Genomic DNA, 25,846 nt, shown 5'->3' on the forward strand with positions numbered 1-25,846 from the left:
CCCGGAGGTGTGCGTCGGACCGGGGGACGGCTCAGCTCAACCGCGGGTGGGGATGCGCCTGATCATCGAGTCCGCGCCGGAGCTCCGCGCCCAGGCAGCGCCGAGCCCGGCGAACAGCAGGACCAGCCCGATCACGACGGCGTACTGGGCCAGGAAGGAGCCGGCCACCTCCGTGTCGAGCAGGCTCTTCGACCAGCTGCGCAACCGGACGGTGAAGGAGTTGCTCAGGAATGCGATCGCTCCGACGACGGCAAGGATCCCGCCGGGCAGCCAGGCGGTCGCCGGCGCCCAGCCGGCCAGCAGGGCCGGGACAGCGGCCACCGCGATGATTCCGAGCAGCAGGAAACGGCGCGCGACGGCCGCGTCGAACAACGAGTCCGGAGTCCCGGCCAGCAGCGCGAATCCGACGATCGGACCGAGCACCAGCACCAGGCCGATCAGCGCCCCGAGCAGGTTCTGCCAGACCCGACGCTTCTCCGGCAGCAGATCGGGCTCGTCGGGCCGGGCAGGCTGCCCGATGAACGTGTCCCGTTCGTCCGGGGCCGCGGGCTGGGGCGGTGGTGGGATGTATTCGGGCTGCGCCAGCGGTTCCGCGGCGGGCGGGTAGGGCCGAGCGAACGGGTCCTTTCCGAGGTCGCTCTTCGGGAGGGCTCTGGTCGCGTCGTCCGCTGCGCTGTCGGCTGTGGGGGCCGGGAACGGCGCCACCGCCGGTTGTGCAGTCGACTGGAACGGCTGGTACGCGGCGGTGGCTTCCGGGCCCCCCGTGGAGGCTGGCTCCTGGGCGCTCGAATGCTGTGCGGGACCGGAAGAGGGGAGGAGGTCCTGGTGCTGATCGTCGTCGGCCGCGGGCGTGGCCGACGTCTGGTCGTCGGGGGCCGACGGGGCCTGCGGTGCGGCCGGGGGGACGGCCGGGATGGCTGCTGTGGACCTGGCGTCGTACGGCGAGGAACCGCGCTCGCCGGCGGACTCCGGAGCAGAGGCCCCGCCGAAGGTGCCCGGGGTGTCATCGAGCGGCGCGTCGGTGGGATCGTCCTCGTCGACCTGGCGATACGCGCGGGGATACGGGGTCGCGGTGGTCGGCACGCTCTCGTCGGCAGAGCTGGACCACGCCTGTGGGACGTCGCCGGCAGGCGGCTGACCGGACTCGTCGGCGCCCAACGACCGCGCGTCGACGACGGTGGTCTCCGACTCGTCGGCTTCCACGCCGTCCTGCTGGCGGTTGGGCTGGTGCGGCTGTGCTGGCTGGTGCGGCTGTGCTGGTTGGTGCGGCTGTGCTGGTTGGTACGGCGGTGCTGGTTGGTCGGGTCCGGACATCTGGTCACCTCGGGCGGTCGTGGGTCTGGGGCGGGCACGGTCTGCGGTGTTCGAAGGCCAACTGGCCGGGATCCACTGATGGGGATGCAGCGCATGATCAGGCTAACGAGGAGCGGAGGGCCCTGACCCTCCATTCGGGCCCTTCGGGACGGCGTGTTGTCCCGGATCTGCGGCGACCGGCGCCAGATGGCGGTGGTGGGGCCGACGGGAGTCGAACCCGCGCTGGCACGGACCTAAACCGTGTGCCTCTGCCAATTGGGCTACGGCCCCGCAGCGATCCTACTGGCCGGGCACTGCCAGGGGAGGATCAGCCGAGGCCGAGGCCGGCGAGCACCCTGGCGACGTGACCGGTGGCCTTGACGTTGCGCAGGGCCTGTTCGATCCGGCCGTCCGGGCCGATGACGAAGGTCGAGCGAATGACGCCCTGGACGAGTTTCCCGTAGTTCTTCTTCTCGCCGTAGGCGCCGAAGGAGCGCAGCACCGCCTTGTCCGGGTCGGACAGCAGGATCAGGTCGAGCGACGAGTCCGCAGCGAAACCGGCGAGCTTCGCGGGCGAGTCGGGGGAGATGCCGATCACCGTGTACCCGGCGGTGTCCAGGGTCGGGCCGGCGGCGGAGAACTCGCAGGCCTCGGTCGTACAACCAGGGGTTCCGGCCGCCGGGTAGCAGAACACGATCACGGACCGACCGGCGAAATCGGCGAGCGACACCTGCTCGCCGAGGCTGTTCGTCAGCGAGAAGGCGGGTGCGAGATCGCCGACAGCGGGTACCTGACCGGCGGCGGGGGAGTCTGCGGACATGCGTCTAGGCTAGCGAGCGGAACGCCGGTGAGGTGCGGACCACGATGACTGAGGAGAGCGAATGGCACGCGACGTCAAGACGATCCAGGCAGAGATCGAGCGCGCCCGTGATGCTCTGGGCGTGGCCGTCGACGAGATCACCGATCGCACGAACCCGAAGAACGTCGCCGAGCGCACCAAGCAGACCCTGCGGGCCACGTTGGCCGATCCGAAGGTCAAGTTCCCGCTGATCGGGGTCGGTGTGCTGGTCGTCGCACTCGTCGTGCGGCGCATCTTCCGCTGAGCTGCGTACCCTCGCAGGAAGAGGTCTCCGTGCGAGGCCACTGTCCGAGCGCCGTGAAGCTTTTGCCGGCGCGTGACTGACTGCCCCCGACGGGGCCGAGGGAGTTCGCTGCATGAGTCGCCGTCTTCGACGTGTCCTGATCCCGCTGGCCGGGGTGCTGATCGTGCTGTCCGGATGCACTTCGGTGACCGGAGCAGCCGAGAGCGGAAGTACCGCCGGACCGACGGGTGGCTCGACCGCCACCACCGCTGCGCAGACGACCGCCGGACCGACGGGTGGCTCGACCGCCACCACCACTGCGCAGACGACCGCCGGACCGACGGGTGGCTCGACCGCCACCACCGCTGCGCAGACGACCGCCGCCGGCTCGGGTGTCCCGGATCCCTCGGGGCCGGCAGCGTCCTCCGACGCCCCCTCCTCGTCGCAGCCCCAGCAGTCTTCCTCTGCCGTGCCGACCACTCCCACGACGCCGACCGCCACCCCACCGGTCGCCGAGGTGACGTCGTCCCCGGCAGTCGGGTCCAAGAGCATCTCACCGTCCGACCCGATCATGGTGTCCGTCGACAAGGGCACCCTGACGACGTTGTCCCTGAAGAACGCGCAGACCGGTTACGAGGTCAAGGCAACGTTCTCGACGGACCGGATCACCTGGAAGACCGACGAGGTGCTGGGCTACGGCGAGTCGTACACGCTCACCGGCGAGGCGACCGGTACCGACGGCAAGGCCGTGGAGGTCAACTCCACCTACACCGTCGTCACCCCGAAGACGGAGGTGCGCACCACGATCTCGCCGACCGACGGGGCTGAGGTCGGCGTTGCCATGCCGGTGGTGGTGAAGTTCGCGGTCGAACCCGAAGACCGGGCACTGGTCGAGAAGAACATCAAGATCACCACCACGCCCGAGGTGGACGGACGGTGGGGCTGGATCCAGCACGACGGCGGTACCTGGGGCCTGGACTACCGGCCGGAGGGGTATTGGCCGGAGGGGACGAAGGTGCACGTCGAGGCGAACGTCTACGGCCTGGAGTTCGCCGACGGGTCGTACGGCAAGTCCGACCTCACGAGTGATTTCACCATCGGCCGCAACCAGGTCGTGAAGGCCGACGTCGGCTCGCACCAGATGATCGTGCAGCAGGACGGCAAGACGGTCGCGACCTACCCGGCTTCCTACGGCCAGGGCAACGGCAATCCCGACCTGACGACCCGCTCCGGAATCCACGTCATCAACGACATGAAGGCATCCGTGCGGATGTCGAACCCGAAGTACGGCTACGTGAACCTGCTCGAGCGCTGGGCGGTGCGGATCTCCAACAACGGGGAGTTCATCCACGCGAACCCGGACAGCACCTCGGCGCAGGGAAACACGAACGTCACCCACGGCTGCATCAATCTGTCGCTGGCGAATGCCGGGGCGTACTACCGGACGGCAATGCTGGGCGATCCGGTGGAGATCACCGGTACCGCCATCAAACTCGGTCCCAGTGACGGAGACATCTTCGACTATGCGATCTCCTGGGAGACCTGGAAGACGTTGTCAGCGCTCGACTGACCGGTCCGCCCAGGAGCTCTTCAGCGCGGCCCGGCTCCACCCACGGTCAACGGTTCCCGAGGGACCGTGGTCGGCAGCGCGCCGGTGCCTTTCCGAGTCAGGCCGAAGGGATCGGACGGGAGCATCCGTTCGGGGGCGCGCACGGACCTGACCGCCCGCGGCAGGTACATCAGCGTCAGTGCCATCAACAGCATCGCCCACCAACGGGTCGTGCTCTCCGGGTCGGGCGAGCGATATCCCTGCCGCCAGGAGTTCATCCGGACACCCAGGGCGAACCCGGACGCGTAGGTGTTGCACATGATCTTGCTCCAGCCGGTGACGCCCAGCTCGTCGCAGCGCGCGTGCAGATCGCGGTCGAACATGTCGTCCGCCGCCTGCCGCCCGTTCGCAGGCAGCGGGTTGCCGACCCGCGCTGCATAGCGGACCACGTCGTAGGCGAGGTCGTGCTCCTTGCAGACCGGGGTGAAGTCGTAGCCGGTCTGGCCGGTGAAGGAGGAGCAGTCGCCGGTCGGTTTGGCCAGCATCGTCTCGCCCCGCGGACCCGGCAGCAGGATCGGCCGGTACCCCATCGTGGCGGACCAGGCGGTCGGGACCACCGTGGCCGGGCGGGCACGGTCGAAATCACCGGTGGTGATCGCGGTCAGCATGACCGTCGCCCCGACATCACCCGGCGCACTATCGACGGAGCTGTCCATGCCGCACCACCAGAAGGCGGCCAGCAACGCCAACAGACCGACCCCGACTCGCCTCACTGCTCCAGATTGCCAGACGAGAGGCCGATCCCGGGGTTCGCGGTCCTGACGGTCGCCTCAGTCGAGGGTTCGCGGTCCTGACGGTCGCCTCAGCCGAGGGTTCGCGGTCCCGGCGGTCGTCATGGCCGGAGGATCGCGGTCTGGATGTGGGTCAGGACCCTCTCGCCAGAGGCGCAACGACCGTTCAGCGTCCGGGTCGTGCGGTGTCGTCAGCCGGATCAGCGATCGTGGACGGCCGGGAGTGCGCTCCGCCGGCCGGAGCGACGGCACGCCACCAGTCGTCCCGGGGCACGTCGTCGGTCAGGTCCCAACGTTGACCTGGACGCGGGGTGCCGATCACCACCGGTCCACGGCCTGTCGCCTCGGGAGACTCTGCCGCGCCCCGGAGGAGACGCTCGATCGGCTCGTCCCAGGAGTGCAGCGCCAGGTCGAACGTCGCCCAGTGGATCGGCAGCAGAGCAGTGCCTCCGAGGTCACCGTGGGCGCGGAGCGCCTCTTCCGGGTTCATGTGGATGTCCTGCCAGGCGGGGTGGTACGCGCCGATCGGCAGGATGGTCAGGTCGAACGGGCCGAACAGGGCCCCGGTCCGACCGAACGACGGCGTGTAGCCGGTGTCGCCTCCGAAGAACACCCGGTGCCGGGGACCGGCGACTGCCCACGACGACCACAGGGTGGCATCGCGGCGCACGAAGCGGCCCGAGAAATGCCTGGCCTCGGTGCAGGTGAGCGTCACCCCGCCGACGCGGACTGCTGCATCCCAGTCCAACTCGTCGATCCGGTCGGCGGGAACGCCCCACCGGCGGAGGTGGGAGCCGATTCCCAGCGGGACGATGAACCGGCACGCGGTCCGCTGGGCCAGGTCACGGATCGTGCTGCTCTCCAGGTGGTCGTAGTGATCGTGCGAAATGACGACGGCGTCGACGGCTGGGAGCTCGGCCGCGGTGAGCGGCGCGCGATGCAGTCGCCGTGGACCGATCTGCGCTGAGGGCGAGACCCGTGATTCCACCACCGGGTCGAACAGGATCCTGGTCCCGTCGATCTCCACCAGCGCACTCGCGTGGCCGAGCCAGGTGACGGCAAGACCTTGGGTGCGGTCGCGGATCTCGGGGGTGACGACCTGGACCGGACCGATCGGCGACCCGACGGGCCCACGCCCACGGAACGATCGCAGGAGCCGCGGGACGTCGGCAGGGGTCAGCGTGTGGCTGCGCTGCCGGTTGTGGAAGCTGCGACCGCTGTGGTGATCGGACTCGTAGCGTCGTTCGTCAGCCGGGGCGGCGCTGTCGGACGGAAGAGAACTCAGCACGGCCCGGGTGGATGCGCCGAGCGCCTGCGGCAGCCCTCTGAAGGCGGCCCTGGCACGGGGGAGCAGGACGGCGACGGGGACCGCCACGACGGAGGCGAGGGCGACAGCCAGGACCTGCCGGGATCGGGGGGAGGAGCTCATCCATCCAGTGTGCCTTCGCGGGAAAGTGGCGTGCGCCACTGTGTCGATGGTGCCGATCTGCTTGCCCCCCAGGGCCGTGTGTCCTAGTCTTCGGTCAGGTCATGAGTTCCAGCGATCAGCTCCGGCTAGCTGGACGGCAACCCTCCTCCGCGGTGGGGTGCTCCGGATGAAGACCTGGCGGCACCCGATCAAGGTTTCCGCAAGCGCGAGCGGCCTTTCCGGCTGCTTCTGACGATGGGTCAGCAATGAGTGGAGTGAACCGCGAGACACGTGTGTGCTCGGTACAGCCGCGCACCCCGATGGTCTCGCGTCGACACGTCGATCTCGGTCGTCTGTCCAGCGCACTGTGTCGCAGCACCTTCGCCGCCCGCTGACGTTTCCCCCGACCGAACAGGGGCCATCAGCCGGTAGAGGCTCCGCCCTCTGATCTCCATCACCGCAGCGCCGCACCGACCGTCGGATGGACCTGTCCTTCCAGGCAAATCGAGATGCGCTGCGCGCCAGAACGATTGACCCGCATCGAGCGGAGATCGTCCTTTAGACAACACTTCCGAGGATCCTCGTGACCACTTCTCCCACCCTGCCACCCGCGCTCCGGCCGGGCGCCGAGTCCGCTCCACCTGCTCCACCCCCCGCTCCACCAGCAGTGTCCTTGAGCAAGGCGGTGGTCCCCCCGACAGCGAGCACGTCGCTGGACGAGCCTCGAGTCGTGCCGGTCCGTCATCCCTGGCGGTGGGTGGGGGTGGCCGTCGTGCTGGTGCTGCTCGCCCAGTTCGTGCACGGCCTGGCCACGAATCCCGGCTGGGACTGGGAGACCTTCGCCAAGTACTTCGCTGCCGAATCCATCCTGGCCGCGCTGTGGACCACCATCAAGCTGACCGTCTACGGCACGCTCCTCGGATTCGGGCTCGGCGTGGTGATCGCTGCCATGCGACTGTCGAAATCACCCTTCCTGCAGGTCATCTCGTGGGGGTACGTCTGGGCGTTCCGGTCGATCCCACTGATCGTGCAGCTGCTGTTCTGGTTCAACATCGCGTACCTGTACCAGACCCTGCAGTTCGGAGTGCCCTTCGGGCCGGGCTTCTTCAGTGTGAACACCAACGACCTGTTCGGCCCGCTCGGTGCTGCGGTCCTCGGATTGGCGCTGCACCAGGCCGCGTACGCGGCGGAGATCATCCGCGGCGGGATCGTGTCTGTCGATGCCGGACAGTTGGAAGCCGCTGCAGCACTGGGTATCCCGCGTCTACGGCAGTTCCGCCGCATCGTACTGCCGCAGGCGATGCGCTCGATCCTGCCGAACGCCGCCAACGAGGTGATCTCGTTGTTCAAGGGCACCTCCATCGTGTCGGTGATGGCGATCCCCGAGCTGTTCTACCAGGCCCAGGTGATCTACGGCCGCAACGGTCGTGTCGTCCCGCTGTTGATGGTGGCCACGGTCTGGTACATCATCCTGACGACCATCCTGTCGGTGGTGCAGTACTACGTCGAGCGGCACTATGCCAAGGGTGCAAGTCGCACCCTGCCGCCCACACCGTTGCAGCGGATCACCCGCGGTTGGGCTCGGGTACGGCGAGCAGCCGCCCATCCGCCGAGTCGCACCGGTACCCGTCCGGTCGCACCCGCGGGCGATGCCCGATGACCGCCGCCGTCGACTCGTCGACCAGGCCCATGGTCGAGATTCGCAGCGTGCACAAGGCTTTCGGCGATCTGGAAGTGTTGCGCGGCATCGACCTGGACATCCCCGCCGGGTCCGTGACGGTCATCCTCGGGCCGTCGGGGTCGGGCAAGTCGACCCTGCTGCGTTCGATCAACCATCTCGAGAAGCTCGACTCGGGATCGATCAGCGTCGACGGTTCGCTCATCGGGTACAAACCACGCCGTGGCCGGCTGTACGAGCTGCGGGAGAAGGAGATTCTCGAGCAGCGTTCGGAGATCGGGTTCGTCTTCCAGAACTTCAATCTCTTCGGGCATCTGACGGTCCTGGAGAACGTGGTAGAAGCGCCGATCTCCGCCCAAAGGCGCAAACGTTCCGAGGTGGAGGCACTGGCGCTCGAGCTGCTCGAGCGGGTCGGTGTGCGCGAGAAGGCGCACGACTATCCGCGCCGCCTGTCCGGTGGTCAGCAGCAGCGGGTGGCGATCGCCAGAGCACTGGCGCTGCAACCGAAGTTGATCCTCTTCGACGAGCCGACGAGTGCACTCGACCCGGAGCTGGTCGGCGAGGTGCTCGACGTGATCGTCGATCTCGCCAGGAGCGGTACGACCCTCGTGGTGGTCACCCACGAGATCGGATTCGCCCGCCAGGTGGCCGACACCGTCGTGTTCATCGACGAGGGCCGGATCATCGAGTCCGGCACTCCGTCCGCCGTGATCGACAACCCGCAGCACGAGCGCACCCGGGCCTTCATCTCCAAGGTGCTGTGATGCGTTCCCCCCTCACCTCCCGAATCCCCTTCCATCCCTTGACTTCTCGACCAGTGACTTCTCGACCACAGACTTCTCGACCACAGACTTCCGGAACTCAGACATCCCGACCCCCGACATTCCAAGGACACCCCATGTTCCGGCTCACCCGCCACCGCAAGAGTTTCGCCGCCGCCCTCGCGCTGACCGCGTTCACCCTCGGCGCCTGCGGCACCTCGACCGCCGTCGAACCCGCCGCCCAGCCGGAGCCGGCCGCCGCCGGATCGTCCGCCCCCGTATCCTCGATCGGCACCTCGGCAGCAGGATCGTCCTCTGCCGGAGCCTCGACGGGTGCGGAAGGCGCGGCGCCGTCCATCAACCTGGGCCCTGACCAGAACCGGATCACCACTCCCGAGGTTGCGGCGATCGCCGCACTCGTCCCCGCGTCGATCCGCGAGAAAGGCACCATCGTCATCACCGGATTCGCCGGCAGCACGCCGCCGTTGCGGTTCTATGCCGACGACGACGCCACGGTGATCGGTTCCGAGGTGGATCTCGCTTACCTGTTCGCGGACGTGCTCGGCCTCGAGGTGGAGCTCAAGTCGGCCGATTGGGCCCAGAACTTCGTGGCCATCGACGCCGGCAACGCCGACGCGTTCATCGGCAACGTGACCGTGACGCAGGAGCGCAAGGAGAAGTACGACTTCGCCACCTATCGCAACGACAACCTGGCTGTCGAGGTGAAGGCCGGATCCGGCCTGAAGGTCACCGGCGCCAAGGATCTCGCCGGTAAGTCGGTGGGTGTGGGCTCGGGCACGAACCAGGAGAAGATCCTGGTCGACTGGAGCGCAGAGAACACAGCTGCGGGGCTCGAGCCGATCGCGATCAAGTACTACCAGAACGCCTCCGACTACTACCTGGCCATCGCCTCCGGTCGGCTGGACGCCTACTTCGGTCCCAACCCGAGCGCAGCGTTCCACGTCGCCTCGACCGGTGAGACCGAGATCGCCGGGACCTTCTCCGGCGCCGGCGCGGGCCTGCAGGGCGAGATCGCCGTGCTCACCAAGGAGGGCAACGGTCTGGCCGCGGCCTTTGCTGCTGCCATCAATGAGACGATCAAGAACGGTAGCTACGGCGAAGTTCTCGCGCGCTGGAACCTCACCAACGAATCCGTGGCGAAGTCCGAGATCAACCCGCCGGGCCTGCCCAAGACGGAGTCCTGATGAGTCGCCACGCCCTGTCCAGGCCTGCCCGCGGGAGCACTCTCTCCCACAGCGTTTTCGGTGGCGTCGCTCGTCGACGCCGTACGCTGATCGCCGGCGCAGTCGCGTCGGCCGTCATCCTGACCGGGTGCGCCGATCCGAGCGGGAACTCCGCCGTCTCGCCGGTCGCGGCTGCGGTGTCGCAGCCGTCCCGCAGCGGCGTTGCGGCGGTCAGCATTCCGGCGAGCTTCAACACCTCACCGGACCAACACCGGGTCAGCGCGGCGGCCGACCCGGCTGCCGTCGCACTGCTGCCGGAAGACGTTCGCAAGAGCGGGAAGCTCGTCGTCGCAGGCGGTTTCGCAGGAGGTGGCCTGCCGCCGCTGGGTTTCACCGCCGACGACAACACGACCCCGATCGGGGTCGAGGTGGACATCGCTCACCTGATCGGTGACAAGCTCGGTCTGACAACGGATCTGCAGGTCACCTCGTGGGAGAACATCTTGCTCGGCACCGACTCCGGCGAGTATCAGGTCGCGGTGTCCAACGTCGGGGTGTCGCAGGAGCGCAAGGAGAAGTATGACTTCGACACCTACCGCCTGGGACTGCACGCGTTCGAGGCGAAGAAGGGATCGGGGCTGACGGTCAACGGTGCCGCCGACATCGCCGGCAAGAAGGTGGCCGTCGGCTCCGGAACGTTGCAGGAGGGCATCGTCCTGAACTGGGACGAAGAGAATCGCAAGGCAGGGCTGGCGCCGGTCGAGATCAAGTACTACCAATCGGCCACCGACTACTACCTGGCACTGTCCTCCGGGCGGATCGACCTGTACCTCGGACCCAACCCGACCGCGACCTACCACGTCGCCACGGTCGGACAGACCGAGATCGTCGGCACCGTCTCGTCCTCGTTCCCGATCGACGGCAAGGTCGCGGTGATGACGAAGAAGGACAACGGTCTGGTGAAAGCCCTTGCCGCGGCGATCGATTCGGCGATCGCCGATGGCTCCTACACCGAGGTGCTGAACCGCTGGGGACTCGGTGCCGAGGCTGTGAGCAAGGCCGAGATCAACCCGCCAGGGCTTCCCAAGCCGAAGACGACCGGGTGAGCTGAGATGAGGACGCGGGTAGTGGTGGTCGGAGCCGGCGTGGCCGGTTCGGCTGCCGCCTGGCGGCTGGCCGAACGGGGCGCGGAGGTCGTGCTCGTCGATCGGTTCGGCGCGGGCCATGACAAGGGTGCGTCGCACGGTTCCTCGCGCATCTACCGTCATGCCTACTCAAATGTGCACTACGTGCGCCTGGCGGCCCAGGCCCTGCGGGGGTGGGAGACCCTGCAGGATCTGGGCGGCGAGCGCGTGTTGGAGTTGACCGGGGCTGTCGACCACGGTGATCCGGATGCGCTGCAGCCGCTGGCAGATGCGCTGGATTCCGAGTCCGTTCCGTCCCACTTCCTCGATCCGGCCGAGGCCGGTAAGCGCTGGCCGGGGCTGCGGTTCGACACCCAGGTGCTGTGGCACGCCGCGGCCGGTCGGGTGCACGCCGACCGTGCGGTCGCCACCCTGCAGGCCGCCGCCACCAACCGCGGCGCGCAGGTGCAGCGTGAGCGCCGGGTGCTGTCGATCGAGACGGATCCGACCGGGGTGCGGGTCCGGACGGATGGCGGCCTGCTGGAGGCCGACCAGGTGGTGGTCGCAGCAGGGGCCTGGACGAGCGCGCTCGTCGGTCCCCATCTCGACTATCCGCCGATCCGGACCACCCAGGAACAACCGGCGCATTTCGCCAGGGTGGACCGCGGACGGGGCACCGAGTGGCCCAGTTTCATCCACCACCCGGGCGCCGGCTACAGGGGTCCGGGGATCTACGGTCTTGATTCACCGGACGGTGTCAAGGTGGGCGAGCACGGCACAGGTCCTGAGATCGACCCGGATGTCAGGACCGCTGCCGACCCGGCGCTGCTCGACCGGCTGGTCGACCATGTGCGGCATTGGATCCCGGGTGTCGATTCCAGAACAGCCAGACCCGTCAGCTGTTTGTACTCGACGACTCCCGACCACGATTTCGTGATCGACCGGGTCGGGCAGGTCACGGTCGCGGGCGGGTTCTCCGGTCACGGGTTCAAGTTCGGGCCTGCTCTGGGTGACCTGGTCGCCGAGCTCGTGCTCGATTCGAAACCCGCAAACCCGCTGTTCGCGCTGAACCGGTTCCGGGTCCCCGCCCGGGGAACAACACGCCGATGACCGTTGCTGACCCGGAGGACGTCCCTCACCCGCCGCACCGTCGCGGCCAGGCGCTCAGCCCCGCGATGCGCCATGCAAGCCCGAGCACCAATCCCGCACACCCTGCAAGGACAGTGATCAAGAACATGAGTCGAATCCTGGTGATCTCCGGAAGCCCGTCGGCCGTCTCCCGCACCGATGGCGTGTTGAGCCATCTGGTGCGCCGCTTCCAGGTCGGTGGGCACGAGGTGCAGCAGGTCCGGCTACGGGATCTGCCGGCCGGTCCGCTGCTCGCGGCCGACGTCACCCGACCCGAGATCGCCGCAGCTGTCCGCGCGGTGGACGCCGCCGATGCGATCGTCATCGGCTCGCCGGTGTTCAAGGCGGCCTACAGCGGATTGCTCAAGTCGTTCCTCGACCTGTTGCCGCAGTTCGCCTTCCGCGGTAAGAGTGTGCTGCCGATCGTCACCGGCGGGTCCCCGGCGCACGTGCTGGCGGTCGATTACGCGTTGCGTCCGGTGCTGGCCAGCATGGGGCCGGAGCACATCGGGCAGGGCTGGTTCGTACTGAGTGAGCACGTCCAACTGTTCCCGGGCGGGGGAGTGCTGTTGGACGCCAAGGCATCCGCCCCACTGTTCGAGGTGACCGATGCATTCCTCGGTCACCTGGCGCGGTCGACGGGGGTACCGGCGCCGGTCGCTCCGACTGTCATCGATCACGACCGGCTGGAGGTGAGCAGGGTCTCGCACCCCGATCCGCTGCTGGACCCGCTGCTGGCCGACCTCAAGGTGGAGTACGGCACCCGGTACGGCATGGACAACCCCAACACCCTGCTCGTCGAAGTCCCGCAGAGCGACTTCGACCCGGCGAACCGGGGTGGCTTCGTGGTCCTGACGATCGACGGTCAGCCGGTCGCCGGCGGCGCCATCCGGCGCAAGGACGACGAGACCGCAGAAGTGAAGCGGGTCTGGACCTCGAACCGGCATCGCCGTCAGGGTCTGGCCCGCCGGGTGATGGCCGAGCTCGAACTGCTGGCCGTGGACCTCGGATACGGCCGGATCTACCTCACCACGGGCCCACGCCAGCCGGAGGCTCGTGACCTGTACCTGGCGTCCGGCTACGCACCCCAGTTCGACGTACAGGCCGACCCAGAGAGCATCGGACCGTTGCCGTTCGTGAAGGCCCTTCAGATCGGCGGAACCCTGCCGAACCCTGTCCCAGCAGTCGATTCCGTCGACACCGTCCTGACCGGAGTCGTGCGATGAGTACCTTGATCACCGCCGTCGCGCTCGATCGCGCGGGGGACCACCCTGCGGCGTGGCGGGAGAGCGCCGTCGACCCCCGGTCGCTGCTGGATCCGCAGCGGCTCCGTCTCGAGGTGCAGACCGTCGAAGCCGCCGGTGTCGACTTCGTGACGGTGCCGGACTCGCTGGCAGTCGACGCCTCCGGGTCGTCGGTGCCGCTGCTGGACGCCGTCACCCAGCTCGCGGCCGTCGCTCCGGTCACCGACCGGATCGGGCTGGTCCCGACCGTCACCACCACCCACACCGAGCCGTTCCACCTCCAGGCTGCCGTCGCGAGCGTCGACTTCGCCTCGCTCGGTCGGGCCGGGTGGCAACCCACCGTGTCCCTCGGCGCGGGGGAGGCCGCTGCCATCGGACGGCGCGGCACTGCCGCGCCCGAGGCGCTGTGGCAGGAAGCGGGCGAGGTGATCGACGTCGCCCGCCTGCTGTGGGACTCCTGGGAGGACGACGCCGAGATCCGGGACGTCGCCACCGGCCGGTTCATCGACCGCGACAAGCTGCACTACGTCGACCACGTCGGCAGCACCTTCTCGGTCAAGGGTCCGTCGATCGTTCCCCGTTCACCGCAAGGACATCCGGTCACCGTGGTGTCCTTGTCCGACACCGTCTTGACCGACCCCGTCGTGCTCCGCGTTGCCGCCCGGGCAGACGTGGTGCTCGTCCCGGCGGGCGCAGATTTTGCCGCCCGCCGGGTCGCGCTGGCTGCCGCCGTTGCGGAACTCGGTCGCGACTTCGACCAGGTGCGGGTGCTCATCGACGCGAGCGTGGTGTTCGACCTGCCCGAGGAGACCGCTGCCACCCGGATCGACCGACTGCAGGGTCGCACGCGGTCGGGCCCACCCGACCTAGTGGGCTCGCTCGAGGCGATCACCGAGCGCATCGCCGGGTGGGCCGGCGGCGTCGACGGGATCCACCTGCGACCGTGGGTGATCGCCGCGGACCTGCCGCAGATCACCGCCCAGCTCATCCCAGCACTCCGCGCCGGCGGTCTCCTGCCGCCGGCGCCGACCGGCCCGACCACCTTCCGCGACCGTCTGGGTCTGACGCGACCCGTCAATGTCTTCGCCGCCGGGCGAGAAGGAGCACTGTCCCTGTGAGCACTGTCCCTGTGAGCACTGTCCATGTGAGCACTGTCCCTGTGAGCACTCTCCCTGTGAGCACACATGGCAAGCCGCGCAAGCAGATCCACCTCGCTGCGCACTTCCCCGGTGTCAACAACACCACCGTCTGGGCCGACCCGCGGTCGGCGTCGCAGATCGACTTCGCCTCGTTCCGGGCGCTCGCCGAGACCGCCGAGCGGGGCACCTTCGACTTCTTCTTCCTGGCCGAGGGTCTGCGGCTGCGCGAGGTGAAGGGGCTCATCCACGACCTGGACGTCGTCGGTCGACCCGAGTCGATCACGGTCCTCAGCGCGCTGGCCGGGGTCACCACCCATCTCGGGCTGGCGGCGACCGTCAATGCCACCTTCAACGAGCCCTACGAGCTGGCCAGGCGGTTCGCCAGCCTCGATCACCTCTCGGGTGGTCGGGCTGCCTGGAACGTCGTCACCTCCTCCGATGCGTTCACCGGCGAGAACTTCCGACGGGGCGGATATCTCGACCACGCCGACCGCTACCGGCGAGCGCAGGAGTTCGTGTCCACCAGCCGAGAACTGTGGGACTCCTGGACCGACGGGGACGTCATCGCGGACCAGCGGACGGGACACTTCTCCCGAGCCGGCGCCGGATCATTCGCCCACCACGGACCGCAGTTCGACATCACCGGGGCTTTCGGGATCCCGCGCTCGCCGCAGGGCCAACCCGTCGTCATCCAGGCAGGCGATTCTGCCGAGGGGCGCGACTTCGCGGCCGCAGCAGCAGATGTCATCTTCACCCGGCACGGCACCCTGGAAGCGGGCCAGGCCTTCTACGCGGACGTCAAGGGACGGCTCGCCGCTCACGGCCGCACCCCCGACTCGCTGAAGATCATGCCGGGCGTGACCGTGGTGGTCGCCGACACAGATGCGGAGGCGGAGGAGAAGGCGGCCTTCATCCGATCACAGCAGGTCTCCGGAGCCACCGCCATCGCGTTGTCGGAGTTGCTGTGGGGAATCGACCTGACCGATCGCGACCCGGACGGACCGCTGCCGGACGAGGATCCGGTGGTCGGCAGTGGCGTGGTGCGCGGTCGGGTCGGTTTCACCGATCCTGTTGCCACCGCGGCACAGTGGCGTGCTGCTGCCGCTGAGAACGGCTGGAGCCTGCGTGAGACGGTCGTCGCCCAGCAAGGACGGCAGTCGTTCATCGGCTCGCCCGAGACGGTTGCGACGCAGCTCGACGAGTTCGTCCAGGCCGATGCAGCTGACGGCTACATCCTCGTCCCCCACCTGACTCCGGGCGGTCTGGACGACGTCGTCGATCGCGTCGTACCGATCCTGCGCGAGCGGGGGGTGTTCCGCACCGAGTACCCCGGGACCACCCTGCGGGACCACCTGGGTCTCGACCGGCCGTCGGTCTCGGCCAGCGGTGCGGCCTGACCCGCCGTGGCCGTCCGCCGGGCAGCGGTGACCGAGCCCGAATCCAGTTCCCCGGAGGGAGATCCGATGACGCAGCGGCTGCCCGCTGACCTGGTGTTCGTCGGTGGAGGGCCGCGCACCACGTCGCTGTTGGAACGGATCGCCGCGAATGCCGACGAACTCGTGCCGGAGGGCAGCTCGCTGAGCATCCATGTGGTGGACCCGCATCCGCCGGGCGGCGGTCGCATCTGGCGAACGGCGCAATCGGCTCTGCTGTGGATGAACTCGACCGCCGCGGACGTCACCATCTTCACCGACGCGTCCGTCGAGTGCGTCGGCCCGATCGTGCCGGGACCTGCGCTGGACGCCTGGCTGAGAGGTCCGGGGCGGGCCGCGCTTCGCGAGAGCGGGCTGGGGCATCACGTGGATCGTTTCGGACCGCAGGATTTCGTGCCGCGGGAGATCCAGGGCTGCTACCTCGGTTGGGTCTTCGATGAGGTGCTCGCCTCGCTGCCGTCCAGGGTGCAGGTCGTCGTCCATGCGGCACAGGCGATCTCGATCACCGAGCCAGGTGCTCGCCAGGTGGTGATCCTGGATGACGGATCGGCCATCGCCGCGCGGAGCGTCGTGCTGGCACAGGGCTACTTCGACCGCCGGCCCGGTCCCACGGAGGCGACGACCATCGTCGCGGCCGAGGCCGCCGGACTGCAGTACCACCCGCCCGCCTACACCGCGGATCTGGATCTCAGTGGTGTCAAACCCGGTGCGGCCGTGCTGGTCAGGGGAATGGGCCTGGCATTCATCGACCTGATGGCCCTGCTCGGTGAAGGGCGTGGTGGGGTGTTCACCGAGCGGCCGGACGGCGCCCTGGCGTACCTCCCGTCGGGGCGGGAACCGGTGCTGCACATCGGATCCCGAAGAGGCGTCCCCTATCACTCCAAGCTCGGCTACTCGATCGCCGACGCAGTACCCACCCCACCGGTGTACTTCACGGTCCGGCTGTTGACGGAACTCGGCGACGGTCCTTTCGACTTCCGCACCGTGCTGCGCCCGCTGATCGTGAAGGAGCTCACCGGTGCCCACTACCGGCGGCTGTTCGCGGCGCATCCAGACCGGGTGACGCTGCCCTGGGACGTTTTCGAGCGCGTGCTGGACGGTGCGGACGTGCTCACTGACGACTTCATCGCGCTTGCCCGCCGTGCGGTGCCCGCACCGGCCGACCGGTTCGAGATCGACCGGGTCGATCGTCCGTTGGCCGGGCTGCACCTCCGGTCTCCGGACGAGCTGACGGGGGTGATCGATGCGTACATCGCTGACGATCTGGCCCGGCGGGCCGACCCGCAGTTCTCTGCTGATCGCGCTGTCTTCGATGCGCTGCTGGGGGTGTACGGCGTGCTCGCCTGGGCCATCACGAGTGGCCGGGTCTCGGCCGTGGACCGGATCACGGCGATCGAAGGTGAGTTCCACGGCCTGTTCTCGTTCCTGGCCAGCGGGCCACCGCCCCGCCGGCTTCGTGAGCTGCGCGCGTTGATGGCTGCCGGGATCGTCCGGCCGGCCGGTCCCGACTGGACCGTCGAGATACGTGACGGCGCGTTCGTGGGGCGCGGCAGCGCGTCGGAGGCGGAGGTCCGCGGATCGGTCCTCATCGATGCGTGGGTGCCGAAGCCCGACATCAGGGCCGCCACCGATCCGGTGATCGTCGGACTGCTGGCCGACGGCGAGCTCGCCGCGGAGGATCTGGTGTCCGACGACGGTGCTGCACTCGGTGGCGGCCAATTGTTGGCGGACACACGTTCCCGTGCCATCCGCGCGGACGGGTCCGTGCACTCCCGGCGGTTCCTGCTCGGTCCGTCGGTTTCCGGCTCAGCCGGTTCGTCCGGCTTCTCCCGGCCCCACTTCAACGCACCGGGCCTCCGGCAGAACGACGCCGTCGCTCGGACCATCCTCACCGATCTGTGCGCGGCCGAAGGTCGGCAGCGCACCGCCACCGACCTCAGGAGAACAGCATGAGCATCGATTCCGACCTGCACCGCGGAACTGCCGCCGGTCCGGCCTACCCCGTGTCGGAGTGGGCCCAGTGGCACGCCGACCGGGAACGTGTCCTGCAGGAGCAGCACGGTTGGCTCTCGCTCACCGGATTCCACTGGCTGCCCGCCACTCCCGCTGCGCTGGAGGGGCTTCCCGGTCGCTGGCAGGCCGACCCGACCGGTGCCCGGGGGAGCTTCGCCGCCGGGGACGGGCTACAGCTCTGGGAGGGCTCCGACAGCTCGTCGGACGGTATCCACGAGACGGGTGCTCACGAGTCAGGCGTCCACGAGGCAGGTGTTCACGAAGCGGTCGTCGACGAGCAGGGCTCGTTGCGCTGGCTGCGGTGGGGCGAGCGGCAGATCGAGCTGGCGCGCCGCGGCGGGCGGTACGCGATCCGGATCCGCGACCCGCACGCGAGCGCCCGGACGGAGTTCCCCGGGGTCCCCACCTACCCGCTCGACCCGGTGTGGAGGCGACCGGCCACCGTCAAGCCCCGCAGCGAGCCCGAGGTGGTCGACGTCGACACCGCCAGGAGCGATCTGCGCCAACAGGCCCGGCTCGATGCCGATGTGATCGTCGAGCTGCCCGACGGTTCCGACGTCCAGCTGGCGGCCACGGCCGGCGCGGATGGTGGCTGGTCGATCCTGTTCCACGACACGACCAACGGTGTCGACACGGCACGCTGGCGGGTGGTGTTCGCCTCCGCTCCGGACACGGCAGGGCAGGTCACCATCGACTTCAACCGCGCCCTCAACATGCCGTTCTCCTTCAGCGATTTCGGGACGTGTCCGGCGCCGGTCCCGGGAAATGTCATCCCGGTCGCCGTGACCGCCGGGGAGCTCGCACCGGTCAGGACATCCCGATGACAGATCCGCGGACAACCGCCCCAGCGACAGACCTCGACCTGGCGGAGGCCGGCGCGCTCGCTCCGCTGGTCACCCCACAGGAGGCGGCGCGCCGGATCGAGCAGGGTGCGGCGGTGATCGATGTCCGCAGCGATGCCGGCCGGACGAAGGACGGCCTCCTGCCGGGCGCGTCGATCGTCGATCGCTACGCGCTCGACGGTTCCTTCGATCCCGCCTCCCCGGATTCGTTGGTGACCGGTACCGATCATCCTGTCGTGGTGATCTGCGGTTCGGTGCGCGGCTCCGGACCTGTTGCCGCGGAACTGATCCGCCGCGGGTTCAGCAACGTGGTCCATGTCGATGGCGGCTTCCCCGGGTGGCGTGACGCCGGACTCCCGGTCATCGCGCCGGCCGCATCCTGACCAGAACAGCACCCGGTTCCTCCTCATCGGGCCGATCGGCCCGGTGTCCGCTCCAGAAAGGCGAGTCATGACCATCACCGACGAGTACCTGGCGAACAACAGCACCTATGCCGAGAACTTCAGCGGACCGCTGCCGTTGCCGCCGTCCAAGGGCGTGGCCGTGGTGGCCTGCATGGATGCACGGTTGGACGTTGCGCGCGTCCTGGGCATCCAGGAGGGTGAGGCTCACGTGATCCGCAACGCGGGCGGGGTGATCACCGAGGACGAGATCCGCTCCTTGGCCATCAGCCAACGGCTGCTCGGCACCCGCGAGATCATCTTGGTGCACCACACCGACTGCGGGATGCTCACCTTCACCGACGACGCGTTCAAGGCAGGCATCGCGGACGAGGTCGGGGTCAAGCCGGCCTGGTCGGCCGAGGCCTTCAGCGATCTGGATGCCGATGTGCGCCAGTCGATCGCCCGGATCAAGAACAGCCCGTTCGTCCCGCACACCGATTCCATCCGCGGATTCGTCTTCGACGTCGCCACCGGTCGGTTGGCCGAAGTCGACGCGGCCTGAGCAGCACGGGCCGGGCGGCCCGATCAGCTCGTGGACTCGAACACGATCACGGCGTCGGCCGGCACCGGGAACCCGAGGTCGACCGCTCCCCGGACGGCCGGAGGGCGGGCGCAGGGCGGCACACGGGTCGGATGTCTGGTTGCCGGATTCGTCACGCTGGTCGACTCCGGCGTGGCCGGCGGTCCGGCCGGCGATGCCGCGGTACGGGACGGCGCACTCGGGCTGGCGCGCACAGCACTGGACTACCTGGTCGATCCGGATCTACGGCAGGCAGTCCACGACGACTCGCTGCCCAGGGTGGGCCGCTCGAGGTGGAAGGCTACTTCGGATGACCACCTTCCCTCCTGACGAGCTGCCGGTGTCCGACCGGCCCGCGGTGTACGTGCTGCACGAGAACCCGGAGTGGATCCCGCCGTTTGCAGCTGCCTTCGCCGCTGCCGGTGTCCCCCTCATCGAATGGCGGCTTGCCGGCGGCGTCATCGACCTGGCGCAGGCCCCGCCGGAGGGAGTGTTCTGGTCCCGGTTCTCCGCGTCCAGCCACACCCGGGGCAACGCACTCGCGAAGGACCACACCCGGTCGGTGCTGTCGTGGCTGGAGGCGGCGGGTCGTCGCACCGTGAACGGTCGGGCGGTCATCGAGCTGGAGGTCAGCAAGATCGCCCAACTCGCTGCCCTCCAGGCGCACGGCATCGACACCCCGCGCACCGTTGCGGTGATCGGCAGCGATCGGCTGGCGGCCGCCGCCGAGCGGTTCATCAGTGCTGCCGACGACCCGGCGGCCCCGTTCCTGATCAAGCACAACCAGGGTGGGAAGGGGCTGGGGGTCAACCGGTTCGACGACCTCGACGGGTTACGCGACCATCTGGCGTCCGCGGATTTCGAGGAACCGGTCGACGGCATCACGCTGATCCAGGAGTACGTACCGCCGGCGGACGGCACGATCACCCGGTGCGAGTTCGTCGGTGGGGAGTTCGTCTATGCGATCCGCGCCGATACTGTCGCCGGCGGTTTCCAGTTGTGTCCGGCGGACGCCTGCGCGATCGGACCCGACGGCCGCCCGGTGATACCGCCCGGGGCGCAGCGCGCTCCCGAGCCGGGGGAGCAGATCTTCCTGGCCCGGTCCGACATCGATGACCTGCCGCTAGCGGCCTACCGCTCGTTCCTGCGGGCCGCAAGCATCGAGATCGCCGGCATCGAATTGATCCAGGCGGCGGACGGTCGGATCGTCACCTACGACGTGAACACGAACACCAATTACAACGCGGCGGTCGAGTCGACTATCCAGGCGTCCGGGCCGGCAGCGATCGCTCGGTACCTCGGCGGCCTGCTGGCCGATTCCCGCTGAGCCCGAGCCCAACTCCGACCGGGGACGAGAAACGGCCCCTGATCCGTGAGGATCGGGGGCCGTTCTGTGCGTGCGCCTCCAGGGACTCGAACCCCGAACCCGCTGATTAAGAGTCAGCTGCTCTGCCAGTTGAGCTAGAAGCGCGTACCGAACAAGACTACACGGCAGTGGGCCCGGGTTGAAAATCCTCAGCTCACCGCGGGTGTCGCTGAACATCTCGCCACTGACGTCGCCGACGCGCCGACATCCTGGATGCGGCCTTCAGGGCACCTGGTCGGGTCGAGGGGGTCGCACTCCCCGGACACACCCCGGACGCACCTCGGCGGCGGCGTGAGCGGCTGGGTCCCCTGCCCCGGGGTCCAGTCTCCGGATGGGGCGCTAGGGTGATCGGCATGCACACGACCGTCCAGCCGTGCTAGTGGTGGACCGCCTGACGGCGGTCCGTGCAGTCGTACCCCCACGACCCGGCCGCTCCTCGCGGCCGGGTTTCGTCGTTCCTGCACACCGAGCGGGATGACGATGGTCGTGAGGCAGCGGCTCCGAACCCAGGAGCCACCCATGACCATTCCCTCCAGCATCACGCTCGACCACCGACCCTCCGCCGCCCAGCGGCGCCGCCCGGACGGAGGTGTCGGCCGTCCGCAGGCCGACGAACTCGACGCGGCGATCGCTTCCGTCCACGGCCGCGCTGCCCGGGTGCTCACCGGCGACCGGCCGACCGGCGAGCTGCACCTGGGCCACTACTTCGGCACGCTGCGCAACCGGGTCGCGCTGCAGGACGCCGGTGCGGAGCTGATCATCGTCATCGCCGACTACCAGGTGATCACCGATCGGGACGGCGTCGGTCCGCTGCGCGAGCGAGTCCTCGGCCTGGTCGCCGACTATCTGGCGTGCGGGGTCGACCCGACGAAGTCCACCATCTTCGCGCACAGTGCCGTCGCCGCCCTGCACCAGCTGATGCTGCCGTTCCTGTCGCTGGTGTCGGACGCCGAGCTGCGCCGGAACCCGACCGTCAAGGAGGAGCTGGCACAGTCGTCGCGGCCACTGTCCGGCCTGCTGCTGACGTATCCGGTGCACCAGGCGGCGGACATCCTGTTCTGCGGCACCGATCTGGTCCCGGTCGGGGGCGACCAGGTGCCCCACCTCGAGCTGGCCAGGACGATCGCCCGGCGCTTCAACGATCGCTACGGCGAGGTGTTCACCGAGCCGCGGGCGTTGCTGTCGCCCACCCCGCGGCTGCTGGGGACCGATGGCCACAAGATGTCCAAGTCGCGGGGCAACACGATCCCGCTCGGCGCGAGCGACGACGAGACCCTCGCGTCGGTGCGCCGTGCGGCGACCGATTCCGAGCGGTACATCACCTACGCACCACTGCGCAGACCCGGAGTGTCGTCGCTGCTGGACCTGGCCGCGGCCTGTGAGGGGTCTGATCCGCGGCTGATCGCAGAGGAGATCGGCAACGGGGGAGCGGCGGCGCTGAAGCAGCGCACCGCTGAGGGGATCAACGAGCTGCTCAGGCCGCTCCGCACGCGCCGTGCGGACCTCATCGCCGACCCCGGGCAGCTGAGCGCCGTGTTGCGCGTGGGTGCCGGCGCTGCCCGGCTGACGGCAGACGAGCGGCTGGCGACCGTGCGCACGGTGATGCAGATGGACTACTGAGGTGCAGCGCCCGCCGGATCCCGATGCCGGCGCAGGATCCCGGTATCCGGCGCGCCGGATAGGGTCACGAGCGTGAACAACCGACTGGTCTGGATCGACTGTGAGATGACTGGCCTCGACCTGCGGGCCGACGCCCTCATCGAGATCGCTGCGCTCGTCACCGACGAGGACCTCAATGTCCTCGGCGAGGGTGTCGATCTGGTGATCCATGCCGAGGAGGAACAGCTGGCGAACATGCCGCCGGTCGTCGTGGAGATGCACGCCAAGTCCCGCCTCACCGACGCGGTGCGGGCATCGACGGTGACCATCGAGCAGGCTCAGCAGCAGGTGTTGGACTACATCAAAGAGTATGTGCCGCAACCGAAGTCTGCGCTGCTGGCCGGAAACTCGATCGCCACCGACCGTGGTTTCCTGACCCGGGACATGCCGGAACTCGACGAGTACCTGCACTACCGGATGGTGGACGTGTCGACCATCAAGGAACTGTGCCGCCGCTGGTTCCCGGCGGTCTATGCCTCCCAGCCGCCCAAGGGGATGGCGCACCGGGCGTTGGCGGACATCATCGAGTCGATCCGGGAGCTGGCCTACTACCGGGCGACCGCGTTCGCGGCTGCACCTGGCCCGTCCGTCGAACAGGCGACGCAGATCGCTGCGGGTGTGCAGGTGGTCGGTGCTCCGGACCTGCACGAGGAGCACCGTCCCGCGTGACGTTCGGAGGCGGTGGATCGATCGGTTAGGATTGTCGGGTCCCGGAGATCTGCAGACCGGGCATGGTGGGTGTAGCTCAGTTGGTAGAGCCCCGGCTTGTGGTGCCGGTGGTCGCGGGTTCAAGTCCCGTCATCCACCCCACGTAGTGGCTGGTCAGAGGTTATGACCAGCGGAAGTGTTGTCAGGAACGGCGATTCTATTGATACAAGTCGCCTTCCTGACAACACATACAGGCAGGTCAGAGGGTGATCCCAGACCCTCGACAGTAGCCGGATCCGGGGTCGAAATGCCATCCATCCGAGAGCGAATCCGCACGCGCGACGGGGTCGCCGTTTACGCGGTCCTGTGGCGCGAGGACGGCAAGCAGACCTCGATGGCGTTCCCCGGTGACAAACAGGCAGCGCTGAACTTCAAGCGGATGCTCGAGGCCAACGACGGCGACGCCGCGGTGGCCGGCGAGATGCTCCGCGCGATCGACAAGCGGTCGCCCGCCGTGAGCACCGTCGTCGAGAAGCACATCGCTACGCTGCCCTCGGTGTCGGCTCGAACGAAGGCGGACTGCCGCCGCGACGCGTTGAATCACATCACCCCGTACCTCGGGCATGTGCCGGTCTCGGCAATCACGAAGGACCGCGTCGGGGAGTGGCTGGCGAAGCTGGCCAGCAAGCGCGGCCCGGCGCCCGACGAGCGCAACGAGGGGCCGCTGTTGCTGTCTGTCAAGACGATCGCCAACGTCCACGGGCTGCTGTCGTCGGCGATCGCCGCAGCCGTCGACCGCAGGCACCTGGCCGCGAACCCCTGCAAGGGCGTCCGTCTGCCGCGCCGCTCCGAGCACGAGTCGCAGGAGATGGTGTTCCTGACCCCGACGGAGTGGCAGATCATCGACGGCGAGCTCGGCGTCGGGGTGTATTCGTTCTACCGACCGCTGTTCCGGACGCTGATCAACACCGGTATGCGATGGGGTGAGGTTGGGGCGATGCGGCCGCGTGACCTGAACCTCCGGTCGGACGACCCGTCGATCTCGATCATGCGAGCGCTCAAGCGGGACGAGAACAGCCGCTCGTACATCGGCCCGACGAAGACCCGCCGGTTCCGGCGGACCATCAGCATCCCCGTCGACCTGGCCGAGCAGCTGCGTGAGCTCACCGTAGGGAAGGGTGCAGAGGATCTGCTGTTCACCACGCGTACGGGTTCGATGCTGAACCCCTCGCACGAGCGGACCCGCGTGTGGCTGCCGGCCGTGCGCCGCGCCCAGGACGTCGAGAAGTACGGCGACCGCGCCGTGCAGGTGACCCCGCGGATCCACGACCTCCGGCACTCCCATGCGTCATGGCTCATCGCCGCCGGCGTCGACCTGCTCACCGTGCAGCGCCGCCTCGGACACGAGAGCATCACCACCACCGCCGACCGTTACAGCCACCTGTTGCCCGGCCAGCAGCGCGCAGCATCCGCAGCGATCGCAGCTGCTCTCTCCGGCTGATGTCGCGCCGCGCACACCAGGCGTTCGGCCCTCATTACGACTACAGTCCGGCACCACACGCAACGTCCCACCAGGAGGATCTCCACATGACCGACCCGACGATCGTCACGACGCCGAGGCAGCGATGAGTGAGGAAGATCGCGGTGCGTCGATCGCGACAGTCGGCTTCGCGATCACGAAACGGTTGCAAGGCACGGAAACTCGGTGGTGGGGCAGGGGGTTCGATGTTCCTCCGTGGGTTGACAGTTTGCTCTCCAACGTCTCCGTAGCGATCGCCGACGTCGGCGATATCGAGTACGTGGTGAACGGTCTGGACGTCTACACGGCTCCGCTGTCAGGTTTCGTCGCCGTGTTCACCAACACAGGTCTGCTGGTTCATGCCGGTGTGAGCCAAGGGGACGGTCGGCATCCCGAGGTCGGCGTCCAGGTGGTGTCGAGATCTTCTCTCGATCGAGTGGACATCGATGGCGGTATGGACCTCATTGATACGGCTCCGGAAGCTGCTCGAGTGACCGTTCGACTGCACTACGCAGGTACCCCGAGCATCGTGACAATCCCGGGTCGCCCTGGCGTCACGTCATCAGAGCACAGAGCACTGGCCAACTTCATACCGAGCCTGATGGCAGATGTAGCGCGCACGTAGCGAGGCATTGTCGTTGTGCTTACCTATGGTGCGTGAATGGAGAACCGCCCGCCGAAGTTCGGCCAGAACGACGGGGCCTATGCGACCACGCCACCCGGGCACACCGGTGTGTGCTGGGCGGCCGCGCTCGGTGAAGCCTCCCGCGGTCAACACACCCATGACCCAGCGGATGCCATAGCTCGGCGTGCACTGGCCATGCTCGCCGACGGCACCGCGGAGTGCATCTGCAGCCGACGAAGAACAGGACGACGCCGGAACCACTGACGGGGGTCCGAGCGCGGTGTTAGCGTGCCGCCATGACAGATTCGATCAGCTTGCCGGGTTGAAGAAGACCGGGCGGTTCGCTTTCGAGAACGATCTGGACGCCCTCCTCGACGAGCTCTCGGGCGAGCCATTC

General features: G+C 68.5%; 25 protein-coding genes, 3 tRNA genes, 1 pseudogene and 1 riboswitch. Of the genes and pseudogenes, 23 read left to right on the top strand and 6 right to left on the bottom strand.

The features are described 5' to 3' along the window. Positions 1-36: 36 nt before the first annotated feature. The 3 genes from ABLG96_RS08650 to ABLG96_RS08660 form a co-directional block, all read right to left on the bottom strand. Positions 37-1,203 carry a hypothetical protein gene (locus tag ABLG96_RS08650; RefSeq protein ID WP_353650945.1) on the bottom strand — a complete coding sequence of 389 codons (1,167 nt, stop codon included), beginning with the start codon at positions 1,201-1,203 and terminating at the stop codon, positions 37-39. A gap of 304 nt (positions 1,204-1,507) precedes the next feature. Then, a tRNA-Leu gene (locus ABLG96_RS08655) sits at positions 1,508-1,584 on the bottom strand. Between the two features lie 37 nt (positions 1,585-1,621). Further along, positions 1,622-2,113: a peroxiredoxin gene (locus tag ABLG96_RS08660; protein ID WP_353650946.1), complete on the bottom strand. Its 492-nt coding sequence runs from the start codon at positions 2,111-2,113 to the stop codon at positions 1,622-1,624. A gap of 61 nt (positions 2,114-2,174) precedes the next feature. On the opposite strand from ABLG96_RS08660, the gene ABLG96_RS08665 reads away from it, so the two are divergent. Further along, the gene (locus tag ABLG96_RS08665) at positions 2,175-2,396 is read left to right on the top strand and encodes a DUF3618 domain-containing protein (RefSeq protein ID WP_353650947.1); all 222 of its coding nucleotides are present in this window, start codon (positions 2,175-2,177) and stop codon (positions 2,394-2,396) included. A gap of 112 nt (positions 2,397-2,508) precedes the next feature. Next, on the top strand, positions 2,509-3,945 hold the full coding sequence (locus ABLG96_RS08670; RefSeq protein ID WP_353650948.1) for an Ig-like domain-containing protein: 1,437 nt from the start codon (positions 2,509-2,511) through the stop codon (positions 3,943-3,945). 20 nt (positions 3,946-3,965) lie between these two features. On the opposite strand, the gene ABLG96_RS08675 is transcribed toward ABLG96_RS08670, so the two are convergent. After that, positions 3,966-4,697, bottom strand: coding sequence for a phospholipase A2 (locus tag ABLG96_RS08675; RefSeq protein WP_353650949.1), 732 nt, complete (start codon positions 4,695-4,697; stop codon positions 3,966-3,968). Between the two features lie 184 nt (positions 4,698-4,881). Continuing rightward, positions 4,882-6,144, bottom strand: a complete 1,263-nt coding sequence (locus ABLG96_RS08680) for an MBL fold metallo-hydrolase (protein WP_353650950.1) — start codon at positions 6,142-6,144, stop codon at positions 4,882-4,884. Positions 6,145-6,241: 97 nt separating this feature from the next. Next, a riboswitch (SAM riboswitch) is annotated at positions 6,242-6,356 on the top strand. A gap of 87 nt (positions 6,357-6,443) precedes the next feature. On the opposite strand from ABLG96_RS08680, the gene ABLG96_RS08685 reads away from it, so the two are divergent. From ABLG96_RS08685 to ABLG96_RS08755, 15 genes and pseudogenes are all read left to right on the top strand, one after another. Beyond that, on the top strand, positions 6,444-6,518 hold the full coding sequence (locus ABLG96_RS08685; RefSeq protein WP_353651435.1) for a putative leader peptide: 75 nt from the start codon (positions 6,444-6,446) through the stop codon (positions 6,516-6,518). Positions 6,519-6,808: 290 nt separating this feature from the next. Beyond that, positions 6,809-7,783: an amino acid ABC transporter permease gene (locus tag ABLG96_RS08690; RefSeq protein WP_353651436.1), complete on the top strand. Its 975-nt coding sequence runs from the start codon at positions 6,809-6,811 to the stop codon at positions 7,781-7,783. Then, positions 7,780-8,565, top strand: a complete 786-nt coding sequence (locus ABLG96_RS08695) for an amino acid ABC transporter ATP-binding protein (RefSeq protein WP_353650951.1) — start codon at positions 7,780-7,782, stop codon at positions 8,563-8,565. Before ABLG96_RS08690 ends, ABLG96_RS08695 begins: the two co-directional genes overlap by 4 nt. A gap of 134 nt (positions 8,566-8,699) precedes the next feature. Beyond that, positions 8,700-9,767: an ABC transporter substrate-binding protein gene (locus ABLG96_RS08700; RefSeq protein WP_353650952.1), complete on the top strand. Its 1,068-nt coding sequence runs from the start codon at positions 8,700-8,702 to the stop codon at positions 9,765-9,767. Then, complete coding sequence (locus tag ABLG96_RS08705; protein WP_353650953.1) at positions 9,767-10,852, top strand: transporter substrate-binding domain-containing protein; 1,086 nt, start codon at positions 9,767-9,769, stop codon at positions 10,850-10,852. The genes ABLG96_RS08700 and ABLG96_RS08705 overlap by 1 nt, the downstream gene beginning before the upstream one ends. Before the next feature lie 6 nt (positions 10,853-10,858). Next, positions 10,859-11,980 carry an FAD-dependent oxidoreductase gene (locus tag ABLG96_RS08710; protein ID WP_353650954.1) on the top strand — a complete coding sequence of 374 codons (1,122 nt, stop codon included), beginning with the start codon at positions 10,859-10,861 and terminating at the stop codon, positions 11,978-11,980. A 125-nt stretch (positions 11,981-12,105) separates the two neighbouring features. Next, on the top strand, positions 12,106-13,224 hold the full coding sequence (gene ssuE, locus ABLG96_RS08715; protein ID WP_353650955.1) for an NADPH-dependent FMN reductase: 1,119 nt from the start codon (positions 12,106-12,108) through the stop codon (positions 13,222-13,224). Next, complete coding sequence (locus ABLG96_RS08720) at positions 13,221-14,360, top strand: LLM class flavin-dependent oxidoreductase (protein ID WP_353650956.1); 1,140 nt, start codon at positions 13,221-13,223, stop codon at positions 14,358-14,360. Before ssuE ends, ABLG96_RS08720 begins: the two co-directional genes overlap by 4 nt. An 86-nt stretch (positions 14,361-14,446) precedes the next feature. Next, the gene (locus ABLG96_RS08725) at positions 14,447-15,778 is read left to right on the top strand and encodes an NtaA/DmoA family FMN-dependent monooxygenase (protein ID WP_353651437.1); all 1,332 of its coding nucleotides are present in this window, start codon (positions 14,447-14,449) and stop codon (positions 15,776-15,778) included. Between the two features lie 66 nt (positions 15,779-15,844). Then, positions 15,845-17,767, top strand: a complete 1,923-nt coding sequence (locus ABLG96_RS08730; RefSeq protein ID WP_353650957.1) for an FAD/NAD(P)-binding protein — start codon at positions 15,845-15,847, stop codon at positions 17,765-17,767. Beyond that, positions 17,764-18,651: a DUF1684 domain-containing protein gene (locus ABLG96_RS08735; protein WP_353650958.1), complete on the top strand. Its 888-nt coding sequence runs from the start codon at positions 17,764-17,766 to the stop codon at positions 18,649-18,651. Before ABLG96_RS08730 ends, ABLG96_RS08735 begins: the two co-directional genes overlap by 4 nt. After that, positions 18,648-19,052, top strand: coding sequence for a rhodanese-like domain-containing protein (locus ABLG96_RS08740; protein WP_353650959.1), 405 nt, complete (start codon positions 18,648-18,650; stop codon positions 19,050-19,052). Before ABLG96_RS08735 ends, ABLG96_RS08740 begins: the two co-directional genes overlap by 4 nt. Positions 19,053-19,119: 67 nt before the next feature. Further along, a complete protein-coding gene (locus tag ABLG96_RS08745; RefSeq protein ID WP_353650960.1) occupies positions 19,120-19,614 on the top strand; it encodes a carbonic anhydrase in 495 nt (164 codons plus the stop codon). Positions 19,615-19,788: 174 nt separating this feature from the next. Further along, positions 19,789-19,946: pseudogene (locus ABLG96_RS08750) on the top strand (amidohydrolase); the annotation flags it as partial. Further along, the gene (locus ABLG96_RS08755) at positions 19,943-20,959 is read left to right on the top strand and encodes an alpha-L-glutamate ligase (RefSeq protein ID WP_353650961.1); all 1,017 of its coding nucleotides are present in this window, start codon (positions 19,943-19,945) and stop codon (positions 20,957-20,959) included. The pseudogene ABLG96_RS08750 and the gene ABLG96_RS08755, both read left to right, overlap by 4 nt. A 71-nt stretch (positions 20,960-21,030) precedes the next feature. Here ABLG96_RS08755 and ABLG96_RS08760 read toward each other — a convergent pair. Beyond that, positions 21,031-21,103, bottom strand: a tRNA-Lys gene (locus ABLG96_RS08760). Between the two features lie 414 nt (positions 21,104-21,517). Here ABLG96_RS08760 and trpS point away from each other — a divergent pair. From trpS to ABLG96_RS08790, 6 genes are all read left to right on the top strand, one after another. After that, positions 21,518-22,618, top strand: coding sequence for a tryptophan--tRNA ligase (gene trpS / locus ABLG96_RS08765; RefSeq protein WP_353650962.1), 1,101 nt, complete (start codon positions 21,518-21,520; stop codon positions 22,616-22,618). Between the two features lie 72 nt (positions 22,619-22,690). After that, on the top strand, positions 22,691-23,326 hold the full coding sequence (orn, locus tag ABLG96_RS08770) for an oligoribonuclease (RefSeq protein ID WP_353650963.1): 636 nt from the start codon (positions 22,691-22,693) through the stop codon (positions 23,324-23,326). Between the two features lie 65 nt (positions 23,327-23,391). Next, positions 23,392-23,467, top strand: a tRNA-His gene (locus ABLG96_RS08775). Positions 23,468-23,501: 34 nt separating this feature from the next. Continuing rightward, the gene (locus ABLG96_RS08780) at positions 23,502-24,806 is read left to right on the top strand and encodes a site-specific integrase (protein ID WP_353650964.1); all 1,305 of its coding nucleotides are present in this window, start codon (positions 23,502-23,504) and stop codon (positions 24,804-24,806) included. 124 nt (positions 24,807-24,930) lie between these two features. Next, complete coding sequence (locus ABLG96_RS08785) at positions 24,931-25,449, top strand: hypothetical protein (protein WP_353650965.1); 519 nt, start codon at positions 24,931-24,933, stop codon at positions 25,447-25,449. A gap of 36 nt (positions 25,450-25,485) precedes the next feature. Next, positions 25,486-25,713, top strand: coding sequence for a hypothetical protein (locus ABLG96_RS08790; RefSeq protein ID WP_353650966.1), 228 nt, complete (start codon positions 25,486-25,488; stop codon positions 25,711-25,713). Positions 25,714-25,846: the final 133 nt, after the last annotated feature.

It is taken from the genome of Nakamurella sp. A5-74, assembly GCF_040438885.1.
GTDB lineage: Bacteria > Actinomycetota > Actinomycetes > Mycobacteriales > Nakamurellaceae > Nakamurella.

Excerpts from the sequence above, each read along its gene's own strand:
- ABLG96_RS08730 (WP_353650957.1), top strand. The coding sequence starts at position 15,845 with ATGACGCAGCGGCTGCCCGCTGACCTGGTGTTCGTCGGTGGAGGGCCG.
- ABLG96_RS08695 (WP_353650951.1), top strand. The coding sequence starts at position 7,780 with ATGACCGCCGCCGTCGACTCGTCGACCAGGCCCATGGTCGAGATTCGC.
- ABLG96_RS08790 (WP_353650966.1), top strand. The coding sequence starts at position 25,486 with ATGGAGAACCGCCCGCCGAAGTTCGGCCAGAACGACGGGGCCTATGCG.
- ABLG96_RS08740 (WP_353650959.1), top strand. The coding sequence starts at position 18,648 with ATGACAGATCCGCGGACAACCGCCCCAGCGACAGACCTCGACCTGGCG.
- ABLG96_RS08710 (WP_353650954.1), top strand. The coding sequence starts at position 10,859 with ATGAGGACGCGGGTAGTGGTGGTCGGAGCCGGCGTGGCCGGTTCGGCT.
- ABLG96_RS08670 (WP_353650948.1), top strand. The coding sequence starts at position 2,509 with ATGAGTCGCCGTCTTCGACGTGTCCTGATCCCGCTGGCCGGGGTGCTG.
- ABLG96_RS08680 (WP_353650950.1), bottom strand. The coding sequence starts at position 6,144 with ATGAGCTCCTCCCCCCGATCCCGGCAGGTCCTGGCTGTCGCCCTCGCC.
- ABLG96_RS08735 (WP_353650958.1), top strand. The coding sequence starts at position 17,764 with ATGAGCATCGATTCCGACCTGCACCGCGGAACTGCCGCCGGTCCGGCC.
- ABLG96_RS08785 (WP_353650965.1), top strand. The coding sequence starts at position 24,931 with ATGAGTGAGGAAGATCGCGGTGCGTCGATCGCGACAGTCGGCTTCGCG.
- trpS (WP_353650962.1), top strand. The coding sequence starts at position 21,518 with ATGACCATTCCCTCCAGCATCACGCTCGACCACCGACCCTCCGCCGCC.
- ABLG96_RS08665 (WP_353650947.1), top strand. The coding sequence starts at position 2,175 with ATGGCACGCGACGTCAAGACGATCCAGGCAGAGATCGAGCGCGCCCGT.
- ABLG96_RS08700 (WP_353650952.1), top strand. The coding sequence starts at position 8,700 with ATGTTCCGGCTCACCCGCCACCGCAAGAGTTTCGCCGCCGCCCTCGCG.
- ABLG96_RS08705 (WP_353650953.1), top strand. The coding sequence starts at position 9,767 with ATGAGTCGCCACGCCCTGTCCAGGCCTGCCCGCGGGAGCACTCTCTCC.
- ABLG96_RS08660 (WP_353650946.1), bottom strand. The coding sequence starts at position 2,113 with ATGTCCGCAGACTCCCCCGCCGCCGGTCAGGTACCCGCTGTCGGCGAT.
- ABLG96_RS08720 (WP_353650956.1), top strand. The coding sequence starts at position 13,221 with ATGAGTACCTTGATCACCGCCGTCGCGCTCGATCGCGCGGGGGACCAC.
- ssuE (WP_353650955.1), top strand. The coding sequence starts at position 12,106 with ATGAGTCGAATCCTGGTGATCTCCGGAAGCCCGTCGGCCGTCTCCCGC.
- ABLG96_RS08745 (WP_353650960.1), top strand. The coding sequence starts at position 19,120 with ATGACCATCACCGACGAGTACCTGGCGAACAACAGCACCTATGCCGAG.
- ABLG96_RS08755 (WP_353650961.1), top strand. The coding sequence starts at position 19,943 with ATGACCACCTTCCCTCCTGACGAGCTGCCGGTGTCCGACCGGCCCGCG.